The organism is Nonomuraea sp. NPDC051941 (genome assembly GCF_044593615.1).
The window spans coordinates 276,245-299,768 of the sequence record NZ_JBIUCF010000005.1; the positions used below are offsets into that span (position 1 = coordinate 276,245).

A 23,524-nucleotide genomic window follows, 5' to 3' on the forward strand; every position below is an offset into this window, starting at 1 on the left:
AGTGGCCCCAGAGCGAGTGCTGCCAGGCCCGGTGCCTCTGGCGCCGGAGACAGCCGCCCAGCAACGGGTGGTTCAGCGAATCTGCGCCAGAGTGGCGCCCGCCGGCGTGGACGTCGGCGTCGACGAAGTACCCCCGGGCGGCCTGCAGGTGTGGATCGACACCCCGGTGCCGGTCCCCGCGCAGGAGTCCTGGGTGCTCTACCACCGCATGGCGCGCGAGGTCGCGCTGGTCGGCTGGCACTGCGAGGCCGACGCCGACCGGCTGCTGGTCCTCGGCTGGAGCGCCGCCTGCCTGCACAATCGCGTACGCCTGCTCCAGAGCGGGCTGCGCCGGCTGACCGACTTCGAGTCGACCGCACAGCGGGCCGTACAGCTCGAAGGGCGGCGCCCGGACGAGCCCGCCACGGAGATCGTCGCCGCCGTGAACGCCTCGGTCGAACGGCGGCTGCGCTGGCCCGAGCGGCTGGCCGAGCTCGACGGGTTCGAGCGCAGCTCTGGGCTGTCCCACCTGCAGCTGCTCCTCGCCCAGGTCATCGGATTGGAGGCGAAGGTCTCGGCCGCCTGCGCGGAGCACCTCGTCATGGCGCGGGTGCTGGCGCGGGCCGTCTGCGAGCAGTACGCCCGCCACTCAGACCTGTCGCGCGCCCAGCGCGACGTGCTGCTGGAGTCGCGCCGATGGGTGCACGCCAGCTCCATGATCCGAGGCTCGGCCGGCGCCCGGCCGAGCACCGGTGGCACCGCCGGCCGTCCCCACATGGGGCTGGCGGAGCGCCGCATCGCCGCGAGCGTCATCAACCACGGCGTGCCGCGGGCGACCCCCGCGGCCGTCACTCCGGTGGTCGACCACCTCGACCACAGGGAGGGCGCACGCTGACCCAGATCCGCTCAACGGCGAGCGGTCGCCCGGAAAAACCCCATCGAGTCCGGTAGGAGAGCTCCCGTCATGCGAACCCCCCCGCACCTGCCCGCCAGAACCATCCGCGACACCCGGGACACCGACATCCGGCCCCGCCGGCACCCCTATGGCCTGCACGAGGTCCCCGTGCAGTCGGCGCCGCTCGGAACCCTCGACCTCCCCGACACCACCACCGAGCCCGACGAGTACGTCGAGCAGCGGCTGCTCGGCATCAGGGAGATGTCCAACCAGGCCATCGGCTCCATCGACGACCTGCTCCAGCACACCGCGTGAGCCGAAAGAGGAGAGTCATGCAGGACCTAGAGCGACTGGAGCTGAAGTCGCACGACGTCGGGGGTCACCAACCGCGTTCCGTGGCGGGCATCGACACTCCGCGCAGCCTCGACGAGGTACGCGCGCTCGTACGGCAGTCCATGAGGACCGGCCGCCGCCTCTACCCGATCAGCACCGGCAAGAACTGGGGCATGGGCTCGGCCGTGCCGGTCACCGACGACAACCTGGTCGTCGACCTGAGCGGCATGAACCGCATCCGCGGCCTCGACCTGGAAGCCGGCTTCGCGATCATCGAACCCGGGGTGACCCAGGCACAGCTCGCCGAGGCGCTGCGCGACACCCCCTGGATGCTGAACGTCACCAACTCCTGCGCCGACACCTCCGTCGTCGGCAACGCCCTGGACCGCGGCGACGGCACCTTCCGCTCCCGGGTGCACGACGTGGCCGGGCTGGAGGCCGTGCTGGCAGACGGCAGCGTGGTCACCACCGGCGGGCTGGACCCGGCGGGGCGCTATCACGGCCGGGTCGCCGGGCCCGACCTGACGCCCGCCTTCGTCCAGCACAACCTGGGCATCGTCACCGCCATGGCCGTCGCCCTCGTGCCGCGCCCGCAGACCGTCGGCCTCGTCTACGGCCGCATGCCGCGCGCCCAGGTCGGCGTCGCGCTCGACGCGATGGCCGGATTCCTGCGCCGCGGCAACCCCGCCGACGGGATGTTGCGCGTGCGCGAGCTGGCGCTCGTTCCGAGCCACGGCGACTGGTTCCTGCCCAGGGGCGTCGACCCCGGCCTGTTCACCGTCATGGGGCCGCTGCTCGGCAGCGACGCCACCGTCGAACTGGCCGAGGAACTGCTGCGCAAGGCGCTCATCGAGGTCGAGGGCGCCGAGTCGCTGCGCGTGGTCGACGCGGCCGAGGTGGGCCCCGACGACCCGCTCTACCCGAGGGCGCTCATGTCCCAGGGCATCCCCACCTGCCTGGGCGTGCGCAACGCCCTCCGCGTCACCTCCTGCGACCAGATCGACGAGGGCCAGACCGGCTTCCTGGCGTTGATGCCGCTGATGCCGACGCACGCCCGCAGGACCGAACACATCCTGGCCGCCCTCCAGACGGCCGTGGACGCGCACACCACCGCGCTCATGGTCGAGTGGAACCTCGTCAGCCGGCACATGGCCAACGGCGTCATCCAGATCTTCTTCGAACGGGGCGCGCCGGACGCCCCCTACCGCGCCCACCAGCTCCGCAACGACGGCAACTGCCTGCTGCGCAGCCACGGGTGCGCCATCTACCGCTCCGACATCGACCACGCCGCCGCCGACGTGTGGTCGGAGACCAGCACCGCCAGCCTGGGCATGCTGCACCGGCTCAAGACCGCCCTCGACCCGGACGGCCTGCTCTCGCCCGGCCGCTACGGCGCATAACCGAACGACCCACCTCCGCCGGTCGCACATCCGGAGTGTGCCGGTCGGCGGAGACCACTCATAGCTTGGAGGTGACCACGTGCGTTCGTCACCAGCGCGGGGGACGAGCACCATCGACCGTCGTCACGCCGTGATGCTGCGGCTGGTCGGTGCGGGTGTCATGTTGACGGTGATGGCCGACACCACGGCCACCACCCTGGCAGTCGGAGTCCTGCGGTACACACCCGCCGGGGCCGGCATGCCGCTGGGCGACCTGGTCTGGCTGACCAGCGCGGCGTTCATCCCGATCGCGGCGCTGCTGGCCACCGCGGGCCGCTGGGCGGACCTGTTCGGCCGCCGACGGGTCCTGGCCGTCGGGCTCGTGGTGTTCGTCCTGGGCGGTGTCGCCACCGTCCTGGTGGACTCCTGGTCGTACGTCCTGGCGGCTCGGGCCGTCCAGGGCGCCGGTGCCGCGGCGATGATCCCGGCCAGCCTCGGGCTGCTGCTCGGAGAGCTGCCGGAGTCGCAGCGGCGCGGCGCGATCGCTCTCTGGAGCTCCGCCTCCGGGCTGGGCTGCCTGCTCATGCAGGCGGGCGGCGGCTGGCTGGTCGTCTCCGTCGGCTGGCGGGCCCTGTTCGTCCCCGACGTCGTTATCGGCGTCGCGCTCCTGATCGCCTGCGCCGCGCTTCCGCCGGGTAAGCGCGCCGGCGCCAGGGGCCTGCCGGACGTCCTCGGCGCGTGGCTGCTCGCCGCGGGCATCGCGGTCATCGTGCTGGCCATCTCCAAGGCGATGGCCTGGGGCATGGACGTGGTGTGGCTGGCGCTGGCCGCGCTGGCCCTGCTGGGCGGCGCGTTCGCGCAGGCCAAGCACCACCGCCTGCCCGCGATCGACCTGGCCCTGTGGCGGCGTCCCAGATTCGTCTGGGGCTGGCTCGCGACCTGGGGCTTCGGCGCCCTGTCGTACGGGCTGCTGACCGTGCAGCCGCTGTACCTGCTCCACCTGGGCTACCCCATGCTCGAGGTGGCCATGTGGCTGACACCCACGTCGGTGGCGGTCGTCGTGACGAGCTTCCTGGCCGGGCGGATCGTCAAGCGGGTCGGCGCGTACGGGCTGATCTACGCGGGCTCGCTGCTGTGCGGCGGCGCCTGCGTGCTCGTGCTGACACAGGCCGGGCCCACCGTGTGGGGCCTGATCGCCAGCGTCGTGGTCGGCATCGGCGTCGGCGCGCTCGCGCCGGGCACCTCCGTCGCCACCACCCTGGCCGCCCGCCCCCACCAGTACGCCTCCGCCGTCGGCGCGGCCACCATGGCGCGCATGGTCGGCGGGGCCGTCGGCGTCGCCGTCGTGTCGGTCGTCATCGACCACCCGTTCATGACCGGCCCCTTCGCGGGGCTGGCCGGCGCGCTCGCGATGTGCGTGGCCATCTCCGTGCTGATCGGCGCGCTGGCCCTCACCAAGATCACCCGGCTGCGGACCGACCCGGGCGACGTCATGATCAAAGTGCCGCGCCGGATGCTGCTGGAACTGCGCATGACTCTCGCCACCGTGGCGGCGGAGGCCGACGCGTTGCTGCCTGCCGAGACCCGCACACCCCCCACGGACCACATCCCGCGGCCGCGGGCGGCCGAGCCAGGCCCGCTCGCCGGTTCCCGCGGGAACCCGAACTAGTTCAACCATTCGAAAGGGCTCTCGTCATGGCAACCACATCGTGCGACGTAGCGATCGTCGGCGCCGGGCTCGGCGGCTGCTTCCTCGCCTTGCTGCTGCGTCGCCGCGGACAGCGCGTCGTCGTCATCGAACAGGGACCATCGGTCCCCAGCGCGGGCGCGGACTTCCTCAAGCCCCCCGGGCTCCGGGTGCTGGCCCGGCACGGGCTGGCCGACTTGGTCGGACGCCATGGCCTCAGGCGCGACACCATCCGCTACTACCACGACGGCGACCCCATCCAGGAGTGCCGCTTCCCGGAGGGAGGCTTCCTGGTCCGCCCCTACCGGGAGCTGGTCGAGCTCATCTACACGAGCTGCGTCATGGAGGGCGTCGAGTTCTGGTTCGACGCCAGCATCGACGACATCGCGATCGGCGACGGCCGCGTGGAGGAGCTGACGCTCTCGAACGGGCGCAGGCTGCGGGCCGGCGTCGTGATCGGCGCCGACGGCACCAGGTCGGCCGTACGGCAGGCGCTCGACATCGAGCAGCGCACGCTGCCGTACGAGCGGCTGCTGATGCGGGTGGCCACCGTCCCGCTGACAGCCAGCGTCGCCCAGCTCAACCGGCTGTACTTCAGCTCGGAAGGCTGGTTCGCCTACCTCTATCCGATCAACAGGGACCAGGCCAGGGTGTTCGTCGGCCTGCCCCCCGAGGACGACAAGGAGATCTTCCAGGACGGCATCCCCGCGCTGATCGACGCGCTGAAGAAGTTCGTCACCGACAGCTCGGACGCCTTCAACGTCCTCCAGCCCGCGACCTGGCAGCGGATCAAGGTCTCCTCGATGCGGGTGGCGGAGTACCACAAGGGCAACGCGGCGCTGCTGGGCTCGGCCGCGTTCGCCTGCCACCCCATGACCGGGATGGGCATGAGCTACACGCTGCACGACGCCGAGCTCCTGGCCGACGTCATCTGCGCGGCCGGCGGCGACGCGGACCTGCTCGATCGGCTGCTGTCCGCCCGCTACGAGCCCCGCAGGGACGCCCACAGGCAGCTGATCGACTACGGGGACGCCCTGGCCGCGACCTTCCACGACCGGGCCGCCTACCTCGCGGCCTTCCGTCCGGACCTGCACATCTACGGCGACGCCGCGGCCCTGCAAACGGCACTGCAGCCGATCTGAGCCGGTGTCCCCGCCGCCCGCCATTCCCCACCAGAGGTGAGGTCGTCCAGTGCCACGCTGAGTGCGATGGACCGGCCCTGTCCCCAGGCGGCGGGGGCGCCCACCGGGCGCCCCGATGGTAGGGCGGGCACTACCAAGAGAACGGGTGACAGCGGGGGTCCGCCGGACCCCCGTCTCTCGCGATGCTGATGAGTGATCACATACGACTCGTCAGCATCGGAGAGAAACGTGGGGACTGTGGGGACCGCCGCCGTTCGGCGCGGCAGCGACTTCGCGAGACTGTCACGCCGCATCGCCGAGGCGGGGCTGCTGGACAAGCGGCCAGGCTATTACGCGGCCAGGATCGGCATGGTGTCCGGGCTTTTCGCGGGGAGCTGGGCGCTGTTCGCCATGGTCGGGGACTCCTGGTGGCAGATCCCGGTCGCGGTGCTGCTGGCCGTGGCCTTCGCGCAGGTGACGCTCCTGGCCCACGACCTGGCGCACGGGCAGATCTCCCGGTCGCGGCGCATCAGCAGGATCGCCGGGCTGCTGGTGGGCAACCTGGCCGTCGGGCTCAGCTACGGCTGGTGGATGGACAAGCACACGCGCCACCACGCCAACCCCAACCATGAGGAGCACGACCCCGACGTCGCGCCTGACAGCCTGATCTGGTCGCAGAAGCAGGCCGAGGAGGCGCGCGGGATACCCCGGTTCATCGGGCGCTGGCAGGCGTTCCTGTTCTTCCCGCTGCTCACCCTCGAAGGCGTGAACCTGAAGGTGTCGAGCTTCCGCGCGCTGCGCCGCCCCTCGCTCAAGAACAGAGGGATCGAAGGGCTGCTGCTGAGCGCGCATGTGCTCGCCTACCTGGGGGCGGTCTTCCTGGTGCTGCCCTTCGGCACGGCGCTGGTGTTCGTGATCGTGCACCAGGCCTGCTACGGCGTCTACCTCGGCTGCACGTTCGCGCCCAACCACAAGGGCATGCCGGTCCTGACCGCCGAGGACGAGCTGGACTTCCTCCGCCGCCAGGTCCTGACCTCCCGGAACGTACGCGGCGGGCGCCTGGTCAACACCGCGCTCGGCGGCCTGAACTACCAGATCGAGCACCACCTGTTCCCCAGCATGCCGACCGCGAACCTGCGCAAGGCGCAGCCCATCGTCCGCGAGTACTGCGAGCGGCTCGGCGTCGACTACCTCGAATGCGGCCTGTTCGCGTCGTGGGGCCAGGCCCTGCGGCACCTGCACGAGGTCGGACGCCCGCTACGCGAGGCGGCATCGAGGGCGACCGAGCCCGTCTCTGCGGAGCAGAGGCCATAAGCACGTGTTGGTAGGGTTTAGTCGCAAATAGGCTGATCTGAGCGGGTGGGGATAGGTGGAGGTCGAACAGACAGCGCTGCCGGGAATCGGGCTACGACACGACTTCACCACCCGCAAAGGACAGCGGGTCGGCGTGGTGTCCCATCGCACCGGTCGCCGGGACCTGGTGATCTACGACGCGGACGATCCCGACGCCGTCTGCCACGTGGTCAAGCTCAACGACGAGGAGGCCGACGCCCTGGCCGAGCTCCTCGGCGCCCCCCGCATCGTGCAGCGGCTCAACCAGCTGCACGAGCAGGTCGAGGGCCTGGTCAGCGTGCAGCTGCCCGTCCCGGACGGCTCCCCCTACGCCGGGCGTCCCATGGGTGACGCCCGGGTGCGGACCCGTACCAGCGCCTCCATCGTGGCCGTCGTGCGCAGCGGGCGGGTCTTCGCCAGCCCCGGCCCCGACTTCGTGTTCGCCGCGGGCGACGTCGTGGTCGTCGTGGGCAGCGAGGACACCACCGCCGAGGTGGCCGGCATCCTGGCGGACGGGTAGGGCCGCGGGTGCACCACACCGCGGTCCTCTTTCTCGAGTTCGGTGCCATTGTCCTCGCCCTGGGAATCCTGGGCGCCCTCGCGCTGCGCGTGGGCATCTCGCCCATCCCGCTCTACCTGATCGCCGGCCTGGCGTTCGGCACCGGCGGGGTGCTGCCGCTGGCGACCAGCGACGACTTCGTCTCCGTCGGCGCGGAGCTGGGCGTCGTCCTGCTGCTGCTGACGCTCGGCCTGGAGTACAACGCCGACGAGCTGGTCACCAGCCTGACCGGCAACGTTCGCGCGGGCATCGTCGACCTGGTGCTGAACGCCGCCCCCGGCGCGATCTGCGCATTACTGCTGGGCTGGGGCCCGGTCGCGGCCGTGGCCATGGCGGGCGTCACGTACGCCACCTCCTCCGGCATCACCGCCAAGGTGCTGTCCGATCTGGGGTGGATCGGTAACCGGGAGACGCCGACGGTGCTGTCGCTGCTGGTCTTCGAAGACCTGACGATGGCCGTCTACCTGCCGATCCTGACGACCATCCTGGCCGGGCTGAGCCTGGCCAGCGGGGCGGTCGCGGTGGGCGTCGCGCTGCTGACCGTGAGCGCGGTGCTGGTGGTGGCGCTCAAGTTCGGGCGCTTCATCGAGGCGTTCGTGGCCAGCCCCAACAACGAGGTGCTGCTGCTCAAGGTGGTCGGGCTCGCCCTGCTCGTGGCCGGGCTCGCCCAGCAGCTGAACGTGTCGGCGGCGGTCGGCGCGTTCCTGGTCGGCATTGCGCTGTCCGGCGAGCTCGCCGAGGACGCGCAGGCGCTGCTGGCGCCGCTGCGCGACCTGTTCGCGGCGGTGTTCTTCGTCTTCTTCGGCCTCCAGACCGACCCGGCGAAGATCCTTCCCGTGGCGGGGCTGGCCGCGCTGCTCGCGGTGGTCAGCATGATCACCAAGCTGCTGACCGGCGCGTACGCGGCCAGGCGGGCGGGCATCGGCAAGGCGGGTCAGGCGCGGGCGGGCATCGCGCTCATCCCGCGCGGCGAGTTCAACATCGTCATCGCGGGCCTGGCGGTGGGCGCGGGCGCCCACCCCGACCTGGGCGCGCTGGCGGCGGCGTACGTCCTCATCCTGGCGGCCTTCGGGCCCCTGGCGGCCAAGCTCGTGCAACCTCTCATCACCTCCATCGCCAAGCGGTCCTGATCCGCTAGTTTGTTCGCATGACCCAGCCCACCGAGAAGACGATCTGGTCCACCGACTGGGACAGCCTGGAGATCTCCGGCGAGAGCCATCGCCGGGTGCTGTTCCAGGACGTGGACATGACCGAACTGGTCGATCACGGCTCCTCCTTCGAGGAGTGCCACTTCAGCAACGTGCGCTTCAACGTGTCGGTCCACGACGACGCCCGCTTCGTCAACTGCACGTTCACGCGGTGCTCGTTCTTCGACGCGACGTTCGACGGATGCAAGCTGACCGGCAGCGTGTTCGACGGGTGCACGTACGGGCTGCTCAAGGTCGAGGGCGGTGACTGGTCGTACGTCGGCCTCGCCGGCGCCGACCTGCGGGGCAGCGTCTTCCGCGGCACCCGGCTGCGGGAGGCCGACCTGTCGGGCGTCCGGCTGGAGGGCGCCGAGCTGCGGCGGGCCGACCTGTCGGGCGCGTCGCTGCGCGGCGCCGACCTGACGCGGTGCGACCTGCGCGGCAGCGACCTGAGCACGCTCGACCCGCTCACCGTCACGCTCAAGAACGCGATCATCGACCCGTTCCAGGCGACGGTCGTGGCCGGCGCGCTGGGGCTCGACGTACGCGAGTAGGCGGCCACCGAGATCGGCTGCGGATACCGGGCGGGCAACGCAGTATGGCCGTGTGAAAATCACCGATCTCCTCCCGGCCGAGCGGGCCGTGGCCGAAGCCGTGCCCCACGGCAGGGAAGTCGACCTGCGCTCGGGCGACCTCGACCCGGCCGTTCGCGCGCAGGCCCTGGCCGAGCTGCTCCTCGGCGAGCACGACGGGCCCAAGCCCGCGCTGCGCCTCATCGGCGCCCGGATCGCCGGCCTGCTCCACCTGGCCTTCGCCGAGATCGGCTTCCCGATCACCCTTGAGCAGTGCACGTTCGACGAGGCGCCCGACCTGTACCAGGCGCGCACCCGCTTCCTCAGCCTGAGCGGCTCCACGCTGCCCGGCCTGATCGCCTCGAACATCCAGGTGGACGGCAACCTGCGCCTGGCCGGCTGCCACGTCACCGGCGAGCTGCGCCTGTCCGGCGCCCGCGTCAGCGGCAACCTCAACCTCAACCGCGCCCACCTGGACAACCCGGGCGGGGTCGTCGTCAACGGCGAGCACCTCGACGTCGGGGGCAACCTGCGGGCCCAGGACGGCTTCAGCAGCCACGGCGAGATCTTCCTCACGGCCGCGCGGATCGGCGCCGCCGTGAACCTCGACGACGCCCGCCTGCACGCGCCCGGCGGCATGGCCCTCGAGGCGTCCAACCTGACCGCCCAGGTGGGCCTGCTCGCCCGGAGGATGACCGTCGACGGGGAGATCTGCGTGCGCTCCGCCCGCGTCGGAGGGCCGCTCACGCTGCGCGGCTCGCGCGTGCGCAACCCCGGCGGCATCGCCGTGCGCGGCGGCGGGCTCAACGCCGAGGGCGGCCTGTTCCTGTCGCTGGTCGAGGCCGAGGGCCAGGTACGCCTGGGGAGCGCCGCCGTCGCCCGCTCGCTCAACCTCGACGGCGCCACCCTGCGCAACCCGGGCGGCGTGGCCCTGGCCGGCGACGGCCTCACGGTGGACGGCGCCCTGCACGCCCGCGACGGGATGACCGTGGAGGGCGAGATCAGCCTGCTCGACGCCTCCGTCACCGGCCCCGCCCACTTCGAGGGCGCCAGGCTGGCCAACCCCGGCGGCTCGGCCCTGACCGCCAACGGCATCACGGTCGGCAAGGTGCTCAACCTGTGCAGCGGCTTCTCGGCCCAGGGCCGGGTCCGCCTGACCAACGCCCAGGTCGGCAGCCGCCTGTGCTTCGACGACGCCACGCTGGAGGCACCCGGCGAGGTGGCGCTCAAATGCTGGCGGGTGGAGGCGCGCGAGCTGGCCCTGCGCACCGCCGCGCCCGTCCGGGGCACGGTGGAGCTGCGCCACGCGCGCATCGGCGTCCTGCGCGACGACCCCGGCGTCTGGCCGGACGCGATGCGCATGGACGGGCTCGCGTACGAGGTGCTCGACCCCATGCTGCCCGCCGCCGGACGGCTCGGCTGGCTGCGCAGGGATCCCGAGGGCTACCTGCCGAACGCGTACGAGCAGCTCGCCGCGATGTACCGGCGGCTGGGCAGCGACGCCGACGCCCGCGACACGCTCCTGGCCGGCCAGCGGCGGCGGCGCGCCACCCTCCCGTGGTACGCGGGGCTCTGGGGCCACCTGCAGGACGTCACCGTCGGGTACGGCTTCCGCCCCTTACGCGCGGCCGCCTGGCTGCTGGCGCTCCTGGCCGTGGGCACGATCGTGTTCGGCCTGGCGGAGCCGCCGCCGCTGAAGCCGGGGGAGGCACCGCCGTTCCACGCGCTCGTCTACACGCTGGACCTGCTGCTGCCGCTCATCGACTTCGGGCAGGAGAAGGCGTTCAACCCGCTCGGCGGGACGCAGTGGCTCGCGTACGGGCTGATCGCCGCCGGCTGGGTGCTGGCCACCACGATCGCCGCGGGCCTGACCAGGTCGCTGCGCCGCGCGTAGGAGCGGTCAGCCGCTGACGGCGCGCAGGGCGCCCGGAAGGCGGCCGGTCAGGCGGTCGAGCGCGGCCGAGGTGGCGGCGTCCGCCGGCAGGTAGACGACCACCCGCTGGTCGTCGTAGGAGAGCTCGAGCTGCTCGCGCTTGAGCCGCAGCTCCCCGGCCAGCGGATGCGCCAGCCGCTCCACCGGGGCCGGCAGCGGCGGGGCGGGGCGGGCCGCCCGCCCGCTGAACGCCTCACCCGCCGCGAACGACAGCTCCGCGACCAGCTCCTGCGCGAACGGGTCGCCCTTGGTCGCCGCCAGCTTGAGCGCGGCCGCGTGCTCGTCGGCGACGCGGTCCCAGTCGGGGTAGGCGGCCCTGGCCCGCGCGTCGGCGAACACGTACCTGACCATGTTGGGCGGATCGCCGTCGAGCAGCCCGACCGGGCCGTACAGCCGCTCGAACCCCGTGGTGCGGGCGAGCACCTCGCCCACCCGGTTGAGCAGCACGGCGGGCGCGGGCTCCAGCCGGTCGAGCACCGCCCGCACCGTCGGGCGCACCGTGCGGGCCGGGGCCTCGGCCGCGGCCGGGCACAGCCGCACGTCGCCGCTGGCCACCTTGGCCAGCTGACGCACGTGGACACGCTCCTCGTGGGTCAGCCGCAGCGCGTCGGCCAGCGTGATGAGCACCTGCGTGGAGGGGTTGCGGTCGCGGCCCTGCTCCAGCCTGGTCAGGTATTCGACGCTCACCCCCGCCAGGGTGGCCAGCTCGGACCTGCGCAGCCCCGGCGTGCGCCGCCGCGGGCCGCCGGGCAGCCCGACGTCCTCGGGCTTGACGGCCTCCCTGCGGGAGCGCAGGAACGCCCCCAGTTCGTTGTCATCCACGGGCCACGAGTGTAGGCCCGGCGACCGGCCCGTAGCGTGGCCCCGCGAGGGCCAGTCTCAGCGCGGTCTCCCTAGCCCACCCGGTGTCCACGAGCCTGGGACGCATGGAGAACATGACATTGGCAGTGATCACCGGCAGCGTTCGCGAAGGGCGGTTCGGCCCCAGGATCACGGAGTGGCTCACGGAGCGGGCGCGCACGCACGGGCTGTTCGACCTCGACGTGATCGACCTGGCGCAGACGCCGCTGCCCGCGGTGATGCCCGCCACCCCCGAGGAGCTGGCAGACGTGGAGTCCCGCCCGGAGGACCTCAGGCGGCTGGCCGCGCGGCTGGCGGCGGCGGACGCGTTCGCCGTGGTGACGCCGGAGTACAACCACAGTTTCCCGGCCTCGCTCAAGAGCGCCATCGACTGGCACTTCACGGCGTGGATGGCCAAGCCGGTCGCGCTCGTCTCCTACGGCGGGTACGGCGGCGGGGTGCGGGCGGCCGAGCACCTGCGGCCGGTCTTCGCCGAGGTGCACGCCGTGACGATCCGCAACACGATCAGCTTCGACCAGCACTGGAGCCGGTTCGGCCCCGACGGCGAGCTGCTGGACCCGGAGGGGCCCGACGTCGCCGCCAAGGCGCTGCTCGACCAGCTCGGCTGGTGGAGCGGGGTGCTGCGGGACGCCCGCCGGACCACCCCCTACGTGGCCTGAGGCCCTAACACAGGGCCATCGCCGTCTGCCACACGCCGGGCAGCGCCGCCAGGACCAGGTCTCCCTTGCGGCGCCGGTCCCGGCGCGTCTCCGCCCCCAGGTCGGCCAGCAGCTCGCGGAAGCCGTCCTCGTATCCGTGCTCGCCCGCCTGCTCACCCGCCTGCTCACCGGCCAGCTCACTCGCCGCGGCCCGCTTGGCCAGGCAGCGCGCGTAGGTGGCCACCAGCCAGAAGACCGCCTCCCGGTGCAGGCCGCGCCCGATGAGCTCGCGGGTGCCGTCGATGGCGATGGGCCGCGCGGCCGGGGTGATGTCCGAGTCGAACGGGTAGGAGGGGACGCGGACGGCCGCCGTGGCGTCGAACACCTTCTCCAGCACGGCCAGGTGCCGCTCGACCCGGGCCGCGCTCAGGTGCGCGGCGCCCAGGAGTTCGAGCAGGCTCTCGTGGAAGTCCAGCCGCCCGTGCTCGGCGAGCAGCTCGCCCACGTCCACGTAGCGGCGCCGGATCGTGGGGTTGCGCAGCGCCGCCACCAGCAGCACGTGGGTGGTCACCCCGGTGCCGAACAGCCACGAGTTGACCTGGTCGGGCAGGGGAGCCCGCTCGTCGATGCCGTTGATGAACCCGCGCACCCGGTCCATGGCGTTGGTGCACCGGGCCAGGATCCACGGCCGCTCGGCGAAGTCGCGCGAGACCACCCGCTGGATCTCGGTCAGCCGCCCGGACGGGTCGGCCAGCACGCAGGGCAGGTGGAAGCTGCCGGCCAGGTGGTAGTCGCTCAGCACCTCGTGCGTGGAGCCCAGCTCGGAGACGGAGGAGACCTCCAGCAGGACCCCGCGGTAGGCGAACTTGCCCAGGCGGACGGGCTGGTCCGCGACCACGATGACGTCCACGTCCGAGGTCGCGGCCAGCTCGGCGGCCGGGTCGGCCCACAGGGCCGACCCGGTCAGGAAGGCCCCGTCGAAGCCCGGCAGCGCGGCGCCTTCCTCCAGCACCCACTGCCGAGCGATCTGCCTGGCTTCCTCAATCCGCATCCACTTCCTCCCGATCTGGGCCGCGGCGCGCGGTCCGGATCAGAACGAACGCGCCCAGCACGACAAGCACCACCAGCCCGCCCCAGATCCAGCCGGGAACCCCCGCGGAGGCCGCGGGCCGCTCGCCGGCCGCCGCGGCGGACCCGACCGCCTGGGGCGGCGTGCTCGCCGTCGGCCCCCCGCCGATGGACGAGGGCGAAGCCGATGAAGAAGGTGATCCTTTCACGCTGAAGGGGATTTCGCCCTCAATGGGATGCCCGTCGGACGAAACCACCCGCCAGGCGATGACGTACGGGCCCGGGGGGAGCGGCTGCGGGACGTCGGTGAGCACCTTCGGCCCTTCGAGCACCGGCTTGCCGAGCGGGACCTCCTTGCCAGCCGCGTCGTGCAGCACGACGAACGGGAACTTCACGCTCGCGCTGTATTCGAGCTCGATCTCGTCGACCGAGCCGACCTGGGAGTTCTTGGCAGGCGAGCTGCTCTTGAGCGCGTCGTGCGCGAACGCCGGCGACGCGGGGAATATCAGGACGAGGGCGCACGCGAGTGCCGCCCCGATGATGTGTCGTGGCAGGAACGCCATGATGGGTCTCCAGAACGATCTCCCGGACGCGCGCGTGGCGCCGTCCGGACACAGGCAAGGGTACGCGCCCCGCCGGGCGCGCCAAGAAACTTGTGCGTCAGCCGAAGTGCCTCGGCCCCTGGGGTGGGCCTCGCCTGAGGATCGCGCCGGAAACGGTCCTTCCCGCGTACGCGGTCAGGTAGGGGGTGACCGGCCGCCACGAGGGCCGCACGGCCCCAGCCGGGACGGCGGCGGCGGGCAGCGGGACGATCGGCCGCGGCGCGCCGTACAGGCGGATCATGAGCCACAGCGCGCGCTCGCCCCGGTGCAGCCACCAGGCCGTCAGCCCCGCCATCGTCAGATGGACCAGCGCCATGCCGGGCGCGGGATGCCCGTGCGCCGGACCGGCCTCGGCGGCGGGGGTGAGCCGCTCGAAGAGCTGGTGCAGCAGCATCTGGGTGCCCACGGTCACCACCAGCACCGCCACGGGGCCGCGTTCGCGCCCGTCGATCAGGTACGCCAGCCCGAGCGCGGCCAGCACCCCGGCCAGGTAGACCTCGAACGGCACCAGGCCGCCGCCCGCCAGCGCGTGCCCGCCCGCCGACACCGCGCCGCAGACCGTCGCGAACACGACGGCCCGCACAAGACGCAGCACTGACGACGCGCAGGACACAGCCGACATTCTCCTGGAAGGTCGGGAGAAATTCTCAGATTTCCACGGGGAATTACCCTTTTGGCCGGCCCGGACGGCCCCGCAATCGGCGTCGTAGCAGGTCATCCGGCCCATATCCGACTCTCCGGACACAGGCTCGGCGACGTCGGAACACCGCGATGTGCGTTTGTGAAAGGGACGACCCGCTATTGACACTTTTTCACCGGCGCTTTCCCAGCATGGGATATTCGCCTGCGGCGTGGCGTTGAAGAGCGCCTCGCCGCAACTGTAACCATCGTACCGATCTTGTCGGCCCGCTCGACGGGCGGCACGGCCCGGACCCTGGCCTGACGCATCCCGAAAGGTACGGTACATGTCCACTCCCAATTCACTGACAATTGCCCCAGTCAATTCCGCTTGGCCCAAGGCGCGTCACGCGATGAGATGGGCAGTGAGCGGCTCTCTTTCGATGGTCCTGGTCGCCGCCCTGGTGCCGGCGGCGCGAGCGGACGACGACGACACCGACCGCACCGACCGCACCGTCGAGGCCGCTGACACCGACACCGCCGACACCGGCACCGCCGACACCACCGGCACCGCCAACACCACCGACCGCCGCCGCCGTCACCGTCACCGTCACCGTCACTTCCCCCTCATCCACGGCGACAGATGCAGCCCGCACCTCTTCTTCAAGGTGCACTCGCTCTCTCCGCGGAACTTCTTCCTGCCCCGCACCAACTTCGTCGACGGCCCCGGCGGCACGGTCACGGCGTCGGTCACCCGGGAGCACGAGGTCCGCGCGTTCCTGGAGACCGAGAACGAGAGGCGGAGAGCCGTCTCCACGACTGAACCGCTCACCCTCGTGGAACCGATCACCACCCGCGAAGTGGTGCACGAGATGCGCAGGATGGGGCTTCCGCACCTCGAAGAGCGTCACATGGTCTTCACCGGCCACGAATACAGCCGGGAGATCACCAAGGGGATGTACGGCCATCTGTGGTACCGCGTCTTCGGTTACCGCATCGGCTGGTCGGCCTGGCAGGTGATGGGCACGTGCCGCGACGTCAGGGTCTCCAGCGGATTCGCCAACATTCCGGCCAGGGTCGAGGGCTGGCGCTACTGGGAGACCAAGTATCCGACCTTCAAGCACCGCCGCCTGCCCTGGAAGCCGTGAGCGTACGGCGCCGTTGGCCACGGGCGCGCGGGCCGTGGGACACTGCTCGTGGCGCCGGGCCGGCGTGCGCCCCGCGCGGGCGCGGAAACCGCGGACAGAGGCAGCGGCAGACATGGCGACTCCCCCTTCGATCCGGGTGGTTCTCGTGGAGGACCACGCCATGGTCGCCGAGGCCATCGGGCTGGCGCTGGCGCGGGTGCCCGACATCGAGGTGGTGGCCCAGACCGGCAGCGTCGCCGGGGCGGTGGCCGAGACCGGCAGGTGCCAGCCGGACGTCGTCGTGCTCGACCGGCGCCTGCCCGACGGCGACGGGATCGCGGCCATCGGGCGGCTGGTGGCGGCGGCGCCCAAGGCGCGGGTGCTGGTGCTGACCGGCGAGGCGACCGTCTCCGTGGCGGCCCGCGCGGTGGCGGCCGGGGGCGCCGGGCTGGTGGTGAAGTCGTCCCGGCTGGGGGAGCTGGAATCGGCGGTGCGCGAGGTGGCGGCCGGCGGGGTGGTGTTCGCGCCCGGGCTGCTGCCCGGGGTGCTCGACCGGCTGACCGGGCGCGCGGGGCTCCTGGGGTCCGCGCTGACGGCTCGCGAGCGGGAGACGCTGCTGCTCCTGGCCGACGGCATGGGCGCGCGCGAGATCGGCGAACGGCTCGGCGTGGCCCGCAACACGGCGCGCAACCACGTGCAGCACGTGCTGGAGAAGCTGGGCGCCCGGACCAAGCTGGAGGCGGTCGCGCTGGCCCGCAGGGAAGGGCTGCTCGACTGACGCATGTGCACCATCTCGCGTCCCACAGGTGTACCAGGCCGCCTGGCGCGGATGCGTCTCGTGATCGGATAATGGCTACCCGAAAGTAGAGGGGTGGTCAGCGAGAAGGCCGGGCAGTACCAGGTGGACACGCCCCTGCCGAAGGAGATGGACAGCATCACGGCGGCGCGCCGGATCGTCCGTCGAGCCCTGGCGGAGTGCGGCTACCAGGGCTATCACGAGGACGTCCTCCTCGTGGTGTCCGAGCTGGTGACCAACGCGCTCGTGCACGGCGACGGCCCGCCGTCCCTGAGGATGCGGGGCAGCGCGGCGCAGGTGCGGGTCGAGGTGGGCGACGCCGGGGAGCGGCTGCCCGAGCCCCGCGAACCCGGCCCGTCGAACGGCTGGGGCCTGCACGTCGTCCGGCTCCTGTCCACCGGCTGGGGGACCACGCCCGTCGACGGGGAGAAGGGCGGAAAGGTGGTGTGGTGCGAGCTGGCGCCCCGCCTCGCCCCCCTCCAGGCCCGCGCTTACGACTCCTGAACCTGCCGGGAGGGTTTGGGCCATCGGGCCACGTCGTGAAAAGCTGCGGTATGGCCGTGGATAATCCTCCACAAGCGGATATGGAGCTGCTCGTCCAGAGCATCCGCGATTACGCCATCTTCATGCTCGATCCCCACGGCAGGATCGTGAGCTGGAACGCCGGGGCCCAGCGCATCAAGGGGTACACGGCCGAGGAGATCATCGGCACCCACTTCTCCGTCTTCTACCCGCCCGAGGACGTCGCGGCCGGCAAGCCGTTCACGGGGCTGGAGACGGCCGCCGCCGACGGCCGCTGGGAGGAGGAGGGGTGGCGGGTCCGCAAGGACGGCACCAGGTTCTGGGCCAGCGTGGTCGTCACCGCCCTGCGCGACGGGCGCGGCGAGCTGCGCGGGTTCGGCAAGGTGACGCGTGACCTGACCGAGCGGCGCAGCATGGCCAGGGCGCTGGACGAGCGCGGCCTGCTGCTCGGCCACCTGGTCCAGGCCCAGGAGCGGGAGCGCCGCCGCATCGCCTCCGACGTGCACGACGACACCATCCAGTCCATGGTCGCCGTCGGGATGCGGCTGCGGGCGATGGAGGAGGGCCTGCCCGAGGAGCACGCGGCCGACGTGCGCGCGCTCGGCGACGCCGTCGAGGCCGCCGTGGGGCGCCTGCGCGACCTGGCCTTCCGGTTACGCCTACCCGGTGAGGGGCTGGCGGAGGGGCTCGCCTCGTACCTGGAGCGGGAGATGGCGGGGGTCACCTACGAGCTGGTGAACCGCCTGGACGGAGAGCCGCCCGCCGAGGCCGCGATCACCGTCTTCCGCATCTGCCAGGAAGCCCTCACGAACGTCCGCAAGCACGCCGGGGCCGCCGCCGTCGCCGTGGAGCTGGCCTGGCTCGACAAGGGCGTCCACGTCCGCGTGCGCGACGACGGGGTCGGGATCACCCGCCAGGACGGCCAGGACGGCCACTTCGGACTGATCGAGATGCGCGAGCGGGCCGAGACGGCCGGCGGCTGGTGGAGCATTCGCGGCGCGCCCGGCGCGGGCACGACGGTGGACTTCTGGGTGCCGGCCGTCGCACGCCGCCTGTCATGATCCCGGCGTGATCAGCGCAAGGGTCTGGCGGGCGATCTCCCATTCCTCGTCCGTCGGGATGACGAGCACGGCCACCTCCGCGCCCGGCGGCGAGACCGCCCGCTCCCGCGCCGACTCGTCCTGATTGAGCGCGGGGTCCACGGTGACGCCGAGCCGGTCGAGCCCGGCCAGGGACTCGGCGCGGGTGGCCGCGTCGTGCTCCCCGACCCCGCCGGTGAACACGATCGCGTCCAGCCGCCCGAGCAGCGCGTAGTAGGCGCCGACGTACTTGCGGATGCGCCGCGTGTAGACCGCCAGGGCCAGCCGGGCCTCGGCGTCGTCGCGGGCGCGCACCTCGCGCATGTCGCCCGTCCCGGCCAGCGCCAGCAGGCCGCCGTGGCGGTCGAGCCCGCTCTCCACCTGCCGCGCGTCCATCCCGTTCACGCGTGCCAGGTAGCCGGCGAGCGCGGGGTCGACGTCGCCCGAGCGGGTGCCCATGACCAGTCCCTCCAGGGGCGTCAGGCCCATGGAGGTGTCGACGCTGCGCCCGCCGGAGATCGCGGTCGCGCTGGCGCCGTTGCCCAGGTGCAGCACGATGAGGTCGAGGGTGGCCGGATCGCGGCCGAGGAAGGCGGCGGCGCGGCGGGAGACGTACGCGCAGGAGGTGCCGTGGAAGCCGAAGCGCCGCACGCCGAGCCGCTCGCGCCAGTCGCGCGGCACCGCGTACGTGTACGCCTCGGGCGGCAACGCCAGCTGGAACGCGGTGTCGAACACCGCCACCTGCGGTACCCCCGGAAAGGCGCCGCGCGCCACCCGGATCCCGGCGAGGTTGACCGGATTGTGCAGGGGTGCGAGCGGCGCCAGCTCCTCGATCGCCCCGATGACGCCGTCGTCGACGAGCACCGCCTCGGTGAACCGGGTACCGCCGTGCACGACGCGGTGTCCGACCGCGACCGGGTCCAGCTCAGGCCCCGCCGCCTCGAACGCCTTCATGACCGCGGCCAGCCCCGCCTCGTGCCCGGGGAACGCCTCCTCCGACACGTAAGGAGGCCGGTCCCCGGCGTGGTGCGTCAGCCGCCCGCGCTCCTCGCCGATGCGCTCCACCAGCCCCCTGGCCGGGCGCTCGCGGGTGCGGACGTCGACGAGCTCGTACTTGATGGACGACGAGCCCGTGTTCAGTACGAGGATGCGCCCGGCCACGTCCACGACCTGATCTCGGGGGTGTCCTCGCCGGTCTCGCGCGTGTGGGCGCGGGCCCGCAGCCGCTCGTCGCTCATGCGCTGGCGCAGGTGCGCCGCCGTGGTGCCGAGCCCGGGCACCCGGTCGATGACGTCCATGACCAGGTGGAAGCGGTCGATGTCGTTCATCATGGCCATGTCGAACGGCGTCGTCGTGGTGCCCTCCTCCTTGTAGCCGCGCACGTGGATGTTGGCGTGGCCGTGACGGCGGTAGGTGAGCTGGTGGATCAGCGACGGGTAGCCGTGGAAGTCGAACACGACCGGCCTGTCGGCGGTGAAGAGGGCGTCGAACTCGGCGTCCGACATGCCGTGCGGGTGCTCCGTGGGCGGCTGGAGGCGCATGAGGTCGACCACGTTGACGACGCGTACCTTCAGCTCGGGCAGGTGCTCGCGCAGGATCGCGGCGGCGGCGAGCGTCTCCTGGGTGGGCACGTCGCCCGCGCAGGCCAGCACCACGTCCGGCTCGGCGCCCTCGTCGGTGGAGGCCCACGGCAGGATGCCCAGGCCGCGCGTGTTGTGCGCGACGGCCTCCTCCATCGTGAACAGGTCCAGCACCGGCTGCTTGCCCGCCACGATCACGTTGACGTAGTCGCGCGAGCGCAGGCAGTGGTCGGCGACCGACAGCAGCGTGTTGGCGTCCGGCGGCAGGTAGACCCGCACCACGGACGCCTTCTTGTTGATCACCACGTCGAGGAAGCCGGGGTCCTGGTGGCTGAAGCCGTTGTGGTCCTGGCGCCACACGTGCGAGGACAGCAGGTAGTTGAGCGAGGCGACGGGCCGCCGCCAGGGGATCTTCTGCGATGACTCCAGCCATTTCGCGTGCTGGTTGAACATGGCGTCCACGATGTGGATGAACGCCTCGTAGCAGTTGAACAGCCCGTGCCTGCCGGTCAGCAGGTAGCCCTCCAGCCAGCCCTGGCACAGGTGCTCGCTCAGCACCTCCATCACCCGGCCGCCGGGGGCCAGGTGCTCGTCCGTCGGCAGCATCTCGGCGTTCCACGCCCGGTCGGTGGCCTCGAACACCGCCGACAGCCGGTTCGAGGCGGTCTCGTCCGGCCCCATCAGCCGGAACGTCCGCGGGTTGGCGATGATCACGTCACGCAGGAACCCGCCCAGCACCCGCGTCGGCTCGCTCGACTGCCCGGCGGGCGCCTTGACCTCGACCGCGAGCCGGCGGAAGTCCGGCAGCCGCAGCGGCTCCAGCAGCTCCCCGCCGTTGGCGTGCGGGTTGGCGCTCATCCGGCGCGTACCGCGCGGCACGGTCTCCAGGACCTCCCGCACGGGCCCGCCGGCGGAGTCGAACAGCTCCTCCGGCCGGTACGAGCGCATCCACTGCTCGAGCATGGCCAGGTGGGCGGCGTTCTCGCGGACGTTGGCCAGCGGCACCTGGTGCGCCCGCCAGGTGCCCTCGACCTGCTTGCCGTCCACCTCGCGCGGCCCCGTCCAGCCCTTCGGCGTCCGCAGGACGATCATCGGCAGCCGGCCGGCCCTGCCCTGCTTGTACGCGGCCATCTGGTCGAAGGCGGTGTCCAGGGTGCGCGCCATCTCCTCGTGGTCCGGCCCCACCACGTGGGGGCGGTAGCCATAACCCTCCATGAGCTTGAGCAGCTCTTCCTCGGGGATGCGGGCGAGCACGGTGGGGTTGGCGATCTTGTAGCCGTTCAGGTGCAGGATGGGCAGCACGATGCCGTCGCGGTCGCGGTCCGCGAACTTGTTGGAGTGCCAGCTCGCCGCGAGCGGGCCCGTCTCGGCCTCGCCGTCGCCGATGACGCAGGCCACGACCAGGTCCGGGTTGTCGAAGGCGGCCCCGTACGCGTGCGCGAGCGAATAGCCCAGCTCCCCGCCCTCGTGGATCGACCCCGGCGTCTCGGGCGCCACGTGGCTCGGGATCCCGCCGGGGAAGGAGAACTGGCGGAACAGCCGCCGCATGCCCTCCACGTCCTGCGAGACGTCCGGATAACGCTCCGAGTAGGTGCCCTCCAGCCACGCGTGCGCCACCGCGGCGGGGCCGCCGTGCCCGGGACCGGCGATGTAGATCATGTCCTGGTCCCGCTCCCTGATCACCCGGTTGAGGTGGGCGAAGCAGAAGGTCAGCCCCGGCGTGGTGCCCCAGTGGCCGAGCAGGCGCGGCTTGATGTGCTCGGGCCGCAGCGGCTCGCTCAGCAGCGGATTGTCCAGCAGGTAGATCTGCCCGACGGACAGGTAGTTCGCCGCCCGCCAGTACGCGTCGATATGGTCCATCTTCTGCTGCTTCCTCCACAGAACGCGCTGAATCCACCAAACGCCGGATAAGGTGCCGAATATGGCATTCAGGAGTTCGCGCTGGTACTCGGGGAACGACCGCAACTCCTACATCCATCGGGCATGGATGCGGCGCGGCCTGCCCCGCGAGGCGTTCGAGGGCGGCAAGCCGCACATCGCGATCGCCAACACCGCCTCCGACCTCACCCCCTGCAACTCCCATCTGAACGAGGTCGCCGAGAGCGTCGCCAACGGCGTCTGGGAGGCCGGCGGCGTGCCGCTCAACCTGCCGGTCGTCTCCCTGGGCGAGACCAACGTGCGCCCCACCGCCATGCTCTGGCGCAACCTGGCCGCCATGGCCACCGAGGAGATGCTGCGCGCCAACCCCATCGACGGCGTGGTGCTGCTCGGCGGGTGCGACAAGACCATCCCGTCGCTGCTCATGGCCGCCTCCTCCGTGGACCTGCCCGCCGTCGTGATGCCCGGCGGCCCCATGCTGACGGGGCACTTCCGCGGCGCGCCGCTCGGCTGCGGCACCGACGTGTGGCGCCTCAGCGAGGAGGTACGCGCGGGCACGCTGTCGCGCGAGGCGTTCCTGCGGTCCGAGTCGTCCATGATCCGCAGCCGCGGCCACTGCAACACGATGGGCACCGCCTCCACCATGGCCTGCATGGCCGAGGCCCTCGGCATGACGATCCCCGGCACCGCGGGCACCCCCGCCCCCGACAGCCGCCTGCTCGAACGCTCCCACGAGACCGGCCGCCTGGCCGTGGACCTCGTCCTTGAGGGCCGCCGCCCCAGCCAGGTCATGACCAGGGCCGCGTTCCTCAACGCCATCGTGACCCTGGCCGCCGTCGGCGGCTCCACCAACGCCGTCGTCCACCTGCTGGCCGTCGCGGGCCGGCTCGGCGTGGACCTCAGCCTGGACGACTTCGACCGCACCGGCGCCGGGGTGCCGCTGCTCGTGGACCTCCAGCCCGCCGGACGCCACCTGATGGACGACCTGTTCCGGGCGGGCGGCCTCACGGCCGTGCTCAAGGAGGTCGAGGACCTGCTCGACCCGGAGGCGATCACCGTCACGGGCCGCCCGCTCGTCGAGCACCTCGCCGAGGCCGAGATCTGGGACGAGAGCGTCATCCGGCGCCGCTCCGACCCGCTGCTGCCCGACGCCGGCATCGCCGTCCTGCGCGGCAACCTCGCCCCCGGCGGCGCGGTGATCAAGCCCGCCGCCGCCTCGCCCGAGCTGCTGCGCCACCGCGGCCGGGCCGTCGTCTTCGACAGCATCGAGGACGTGTACGCCCGCCTCGACTCGCCCGACCTCGACATCGACGAGACCTCCGTGCTCGTGCTGCGCGGCTGCGGCCCCAAGGGCTACCCCGGGATGCCCGAGGTGGGCAACCTGCCGCTGCCCGCCAAGCTGCTGGAGAAGGGCGTGCGCGACATGGTGCGCATCAGCGACGCCCGCATGAGCGGCACCGCGTACGCACGGTCGTCCTGCACACCGCGCCCGAGGCGGCGGCCGGCGGCCCGCTGGCGAAGGTGCGCACCGGCGACCCGATCGTGCTCGACGTGGCCGCCCGGCGGCTCGACGTGGACATCCCCGACGCCGAGCTGGCCGCCAGGGAGCCCGTGAAGATCGGGTACGCCCGGCCCGTACGCGGCTGGGAACGCCTCTACGTCGAGCACGTCACCCAGGCCGACCGCGGCGCCGACCTCGACTTCCTCATCGGCTCCAGCGGCGACCACGTGGGCCGCGAATCCCACTGAGCCAAAAACTCCGCTCCGCCGTGCGCGGA

At 72.2% G+C, this 23,524-nt stretch carries 23 protein-coding genes; 17 read left to right on the plus strand and 6 right to left on the minus strand.

Going from position 1 to position 23,524, the window contains the following annotated elements:
• The first annotated feature begins 91 nt into the window (after positions 1 to 91).
• The 10 genes from ACIHFD_RS12310 (at position 92) to ACIHFD_RS12355 (ending at position 10,938) form a co-directional block, all read left to right on the plus strand.
• The gene (locus tag ACIHFD_RS12310; protein WP_350727863.1) at positions 92 to 874 is read left to right on the plus strand and encodes a hypothetical protein; all 783 of its coding nucleotides are present in this window, start codon (positions 92 to 94) and stop codon (positions 872 to 874) included.
• Positions 875 to 943: 69 nt separating this feature from the next.
• Positions 944 to 1,189 (plus strand): hypothetical protein, encoded by a 246-nt coding sequence (locus tag ACIHFD_RS12315; protein ID WP_350727864.1) that lies wholly within the window; start codon positions 944 to 946, stop codon positions 1,187 to 1,189.
• Between the two features lie 17 nt (positions 1,190 to 1,206).
• Complete coding sequence (locus tag ACIHFD_RS12320) at positions 1,207 to 2,607, plus strand: FAD-binding oxidoreductase (protein WP_397366867.1); 1,401 nt, start codon at positions 1,207 to 1,209, stop codon at positions 2,605 to 2,607.
• 79 nt (positions 2,608 to 2,686) lie between these two features.
• A complete protein-coding gene (locus ACIHFD_RS12325) occupies positions 2,687 to 4,255 on the plus strand; it encodes an MFS transporter (protein WP_350727866.1) in 1,569 nt (522 codons plus the stop codon).
• 26 nt (positions 4,256 to 4,281) lie between these two features.
• On the plus strand, positions 4,282 to 5,415 hold the full coding sequence (locus ACIHFD_RS12330) for an FAD-dependent monooxygenase (protein WP_397366868.1): 1,134 nt from the start codon (positions 4,282 to 4,284) through the stop codon (positions 5,413 to 5,415).
• Positions 5,416 to 5,643: 228 nt separating this feature from the next.
• Positions 5,644 to 6,708 carry a fatty acid desaturase family protein gene (locus ACIHFD_RS12335; RefSeq protein ID WP_397366869.1) on the plus strand — a complete coding sequence of 355 codons (1,065 nt, stop codon included), beginning with the start codon at positions 5,644 to 5,646 and terminating at the stop codon, positions 6,706 to 6,708.
• A 55-nt stretch (positions 6,709 to 6,763) separates the two neighbouring features.
• The gene (locus ACIHFD_RS12340) at positions 6,764 to 7,246 is read left to right on the plus strand and encodes a cation:proton antiporter regulatory subunit (protein WP_319713832.1); all 483 of its coding nucleotides are present in this window, start codon (positions 6,764 to 6,766) and stop codon (positions 7,244 to 7,246) included.
• Positions 7,247 to 7,254: 8 nt separating this feature from the next.
• Positions 7,255 to 8,415: a cation:proton antiporter gene (locus ACIHFD_RS12345; RefSeq protein WP_350727869.1), complete on the plus strand. Its 1,161-nt coding sequence runs from the start codon at positions 7,255 to 7,257 to the stop codon at positions 8,413 to 8,415.
• A gap of 17 nt (positions 8,416 to 8,432) precedes the next feature.
• Positions 8,433 to 9,026, plus strand: coding sequence for a pentapeptide repeat-containing protein (locus tag ACIHFD_RS12350; RefSeq protein ID WP_363974338.1), 594 nt, complete (start codon positions 8,433 to 8,435; stop codon positions 9,024 to 9,026).
• 52 nt (positions 9,027 to 9,078) lie between these two features.
• A complete protein-coding gene (locus ACIHFD_RS12355) occupies positions 9,079 to 10,938 on the plus strand; it encodes a hypothetical protein (RefSeq protein ID WP_397366870.1) in 1,860 nt (619 codons plus the stop codon).
• 6 nt (positions 10,939 to 10,944) lie between these two features.
• Here the strand turns inward: ACIHFD_RS12355 and ACIHFD_RS12360 are convergent, their stop codons facing one another.
• Positions 10,945 to 11,799 (minus strand): helix-turn-helix domain-containing protein, encoded by an 855-nt coding sequence (locus tag ACIHFD_RS12360; protein WP_397366871.1) that lies wholly within the window; start codon positions 11,797 to 11,799, stop codon positions 10,945 to 10,947.
• A gap of 113 nt (positions 11,800 to 11,912) precedes the next feature.
• Between ACIHFD_RS12360 and ACIHFD_RS12365 the strand changes: the two genes are divergently transcribed.
• Complete coding sequence (locus ACIHFD_RS12365) at positions 11,913 to 12,497, plus strand: NAD(P)H-dependent oxidoreductase (protein ID WP_350727873.1); 585 nt, start codon at positions 11,913 to 11,915, stop codon at positions 12,495 to 12,497.
• 4 nt (positions 12,498 to 12,501) lie between these two features.
• Here ACIHFD_RS12365 and ACIHFD_RS12370 read toward each other — a convergent pair whose 3' ends face one another.
• From ACIHFD_RS12370 to ACIHFD_RS12380, 3 genes are all read right to left on the minus strand, one after another.
• Positions 12,502 to 13,527, minus strand: a complete 1,026-nt coding sequence (locus ACIHFD_RS12370) for a hypothetical protein (protein ID WP_397366872.1) — start codon at positions 13,525 to 13,527, stop codon at positions 12,502 to 12,504.
• The gene (locus ACIHFD_RS12375) at positions 13,517 to 14,107 is read right to left on the minus strand and encodes a copper resistance protein CopC (RefSeq protein ID WP_397366873.1); all 591 of its coding nucleotides are present in this window, start codon (positions 14,105 to 14,107) and stop codon (positions 13,517 to 13,519) included. Before ACIHFD_RS12375 ends, ACIHFD_RS12370 begins: the two co-directional genes overlap by 11 nt.
• 97 nt (positions 14,108 to 14,204) lie before the next feature.
• On the minus strand, positions 14,205 to 14,741 hold the full coding sequence (locus tag ACIHFD_RS12380) for a hypothetical protein (protein WP_397366874.1): 537 nt from the start codon (positions 14,739 to 14,741) through the stop codon (positions 14,205 to 14,207).
• A 448-nt stretch (positions 14,742 to 15,189) separates the two neighbouring features.
• Here ACIHFD_RS12380 and ACIHFD_RS12385 point away from each other — a divergent pair, with 448 nt between their 5' ends.
• From ACIHFD_RS12385 to ACIHFD_RS12400, 4 genes are all read left to right on the plus strand, one after another.
• The gene (locus tag ACIHFD_RS12385; protein ID WP_397366875.1) at positions 15,190 to 15,912 is read left to right on the plus strand and encodes a hypothetical protein; all 723 of its coding nucleotides are present in this window, start codon (positions 15,190 to 15,192) and stop codon (positions 15,910 to 15,912) included.
• Between the two features lie 112 nt (positions 15,913 to 16,024).
• Positions 16,025 to 16,669 (plus strand): response regulator transcription factor, encoded by a 645-nt coding sequence (locus ACIHFD_RS12390; RefSeq protein ID WP_364249565.1) that lies wholly within the window; start codon positions 16,025 to 16,027, stop codon positions 16,667 to 16,669.
• A 93-nt stretch (positions 16,670 to 16,762) separates the two neighbouring features.
• Positions 16,763 to 17,191, plus strand: a complete 429-nt coding sequence (locus ACIHFD_RS12395; RefSeq protein WP_364249568.1) for an ATP-binding protein — start codon at positions 16,763 to 16,765, stop codon at positions 17,189 to 17,191.
• 80 nt (positions 17,192 to 17,271) lie between these two features.
• Entirely contained in the window at positions 17,272 to 18,270 is a 999-nt protein-coding gene (locus tag ACIHFD_RS12400) for a PAS domain S-box protein (RefSeq protein ID WP_397366876.1), read from the plus strand.
• Here ACIHFD_RS12400 and ACIHFD_RS12405 read toward each other — a convergent pair.
• Both ACIHFD_RS12405 and ACIHFD_RS12410 read right to left on the minus strand, forming a co-directional pair.
• A complete protein-coding gene (locus ACIHFD_RS12405) occupies positions 18,265 to 19,449 on the minus strand; it encodes an acetate kinase (RefSeq protein WP_350727881.1) in 1,185 nt (394 codons plus the stop codon). The two genes, ACIHFD_RS12400 and ACIHFD_RS12405, sit on opposite strands and share 6 nt — an antisense overlap.
• Complete coding sequence (locus ACIHFD_RS12410) at positions 19,425 to 21,728, minus strand: phosphoketolase (RefSeq protein ID WP_397366877.1); 2,304 nt, start codon at positions 21,726 to 21,728, stop codon at positions 19,425 to 19,427. The genes ACIHFD_RS12405 and ACIHFD_RS12410 overlap by 25 nt, the downstream gene beginning before the upstream one ends.
• Before the next feature lie 61 nt (positions 21,729 to 21,789).
• Here ACIHFD_RS12410 and ACIHFD_RS12415 point away from each other — a divergent pair, with 61 nt between their 5' ends.
• Positions 21,790 to 23,361 carry a dihydroxy-acid dehydratase gene (locus ACIHFD_RS12415; protein ID WP_397366878.1) on the plus strand — a complete coding sequence of 524 codons (1,572 nt, stop codon included), beginning with the start codon at positions 21,790 to 21,792 and terminating at the stop codon, positions 23,359 to 23,361.
• On the plus strand, positions 23,268 to 23,495 hold the full coding sequence (locus ACIHFD_RS12420; RefSeq protein WP_397366879.1) for a dihydroxy-acid dehydratase: 228 nt from the start codon (positions 23,268 to 23,270) through the stop codon (positions 23,493 to 23,495). The genes ACIHFD_RS12415 and ACIHFD_RS12420 overlap by 94 nt, the downstream gene beginning before the upstream one ends.
• Positions 23,496 to 23,524 lie beyond the last annotated feature (29 nt).

Coding starts and splice junctions, on each gene's coding strand:
- ACIHFD_RS12390 (WP_364249565.1), top strand. CDS start 16,025: ATGGCGACTCCCCCTTCGATCCGGGTGGTTCTCGTGGAGGACCACGCC.
- ACIHFD_RS12350 (WP_363974338.1), top strand. CDS start 8,433: ATGACCCAGCCCACCGAGAAGACGATCTGGTCCACCGACTGGGACAGC.
- ACIHFD_RS12400 (WP_397366876.1), top strand. CDS start 17,272: ATGGAGCTGCTCGTCCAGAGCATCCGCGATTACGCCATCTTCATGCTC.
- ACIHFD_RS12365 (WP_350727873.1), top strand. CDS start 11,913: ATGACATTGGCAGTGATCACCGGCAGCGTTCGCGAAGGGCGGTTCGGC.
- ACIHFD_RS12370 (WP_397366872.1), bottom strand. CDS start 13,527: ATGCGGATTGAGGAAGCCAGGCAGATCGCTCGGCAGTGGGTGCTGGAG.
- ACIHFD_RS12415 (WP_397366878.1), top strand. CDS start 21,790: ATGGCATTCAGGAGTTCGCGCTGGTACTCGGGGAACGACCGCAACTCC.
- ACIHFD_RS12375 (WP_397366873.1), bottom strand. CDS start 14,107: ATGGCGTTCCTGCCACGACACATCATCGGGGCGGCACTCGCGTGCGCC.
- ACIHFD_RS12410 (WP_397366877.1), bottom strand. CDS start 21,728: ATGGACCATATCGACGCGTACTGGCGGGCGGCGAACTACCTGTCCGTC.
- ACIHFD_RS12320 (WP_397366867.1), top strand. CDS start 1,207: ATGCAGGACCTAGAGCGACTGGAGCTGAAGTCGCACGACGTCGGGGGT.
- ACIHFD_RS12330 (WP_397366868.1), top strand. CDS start 4,282: ATGGCAACCACATCGTGCGACGTAGCGATCGTCGGCGCCGGGCTCGGC.
- ACIHFD_RS12315 (WP_350727864.1), top strand. CDS start 944: ATGCGAACCCCCCCGCACCTGCCCGCCAGAACCATCCGCGACACCCGG.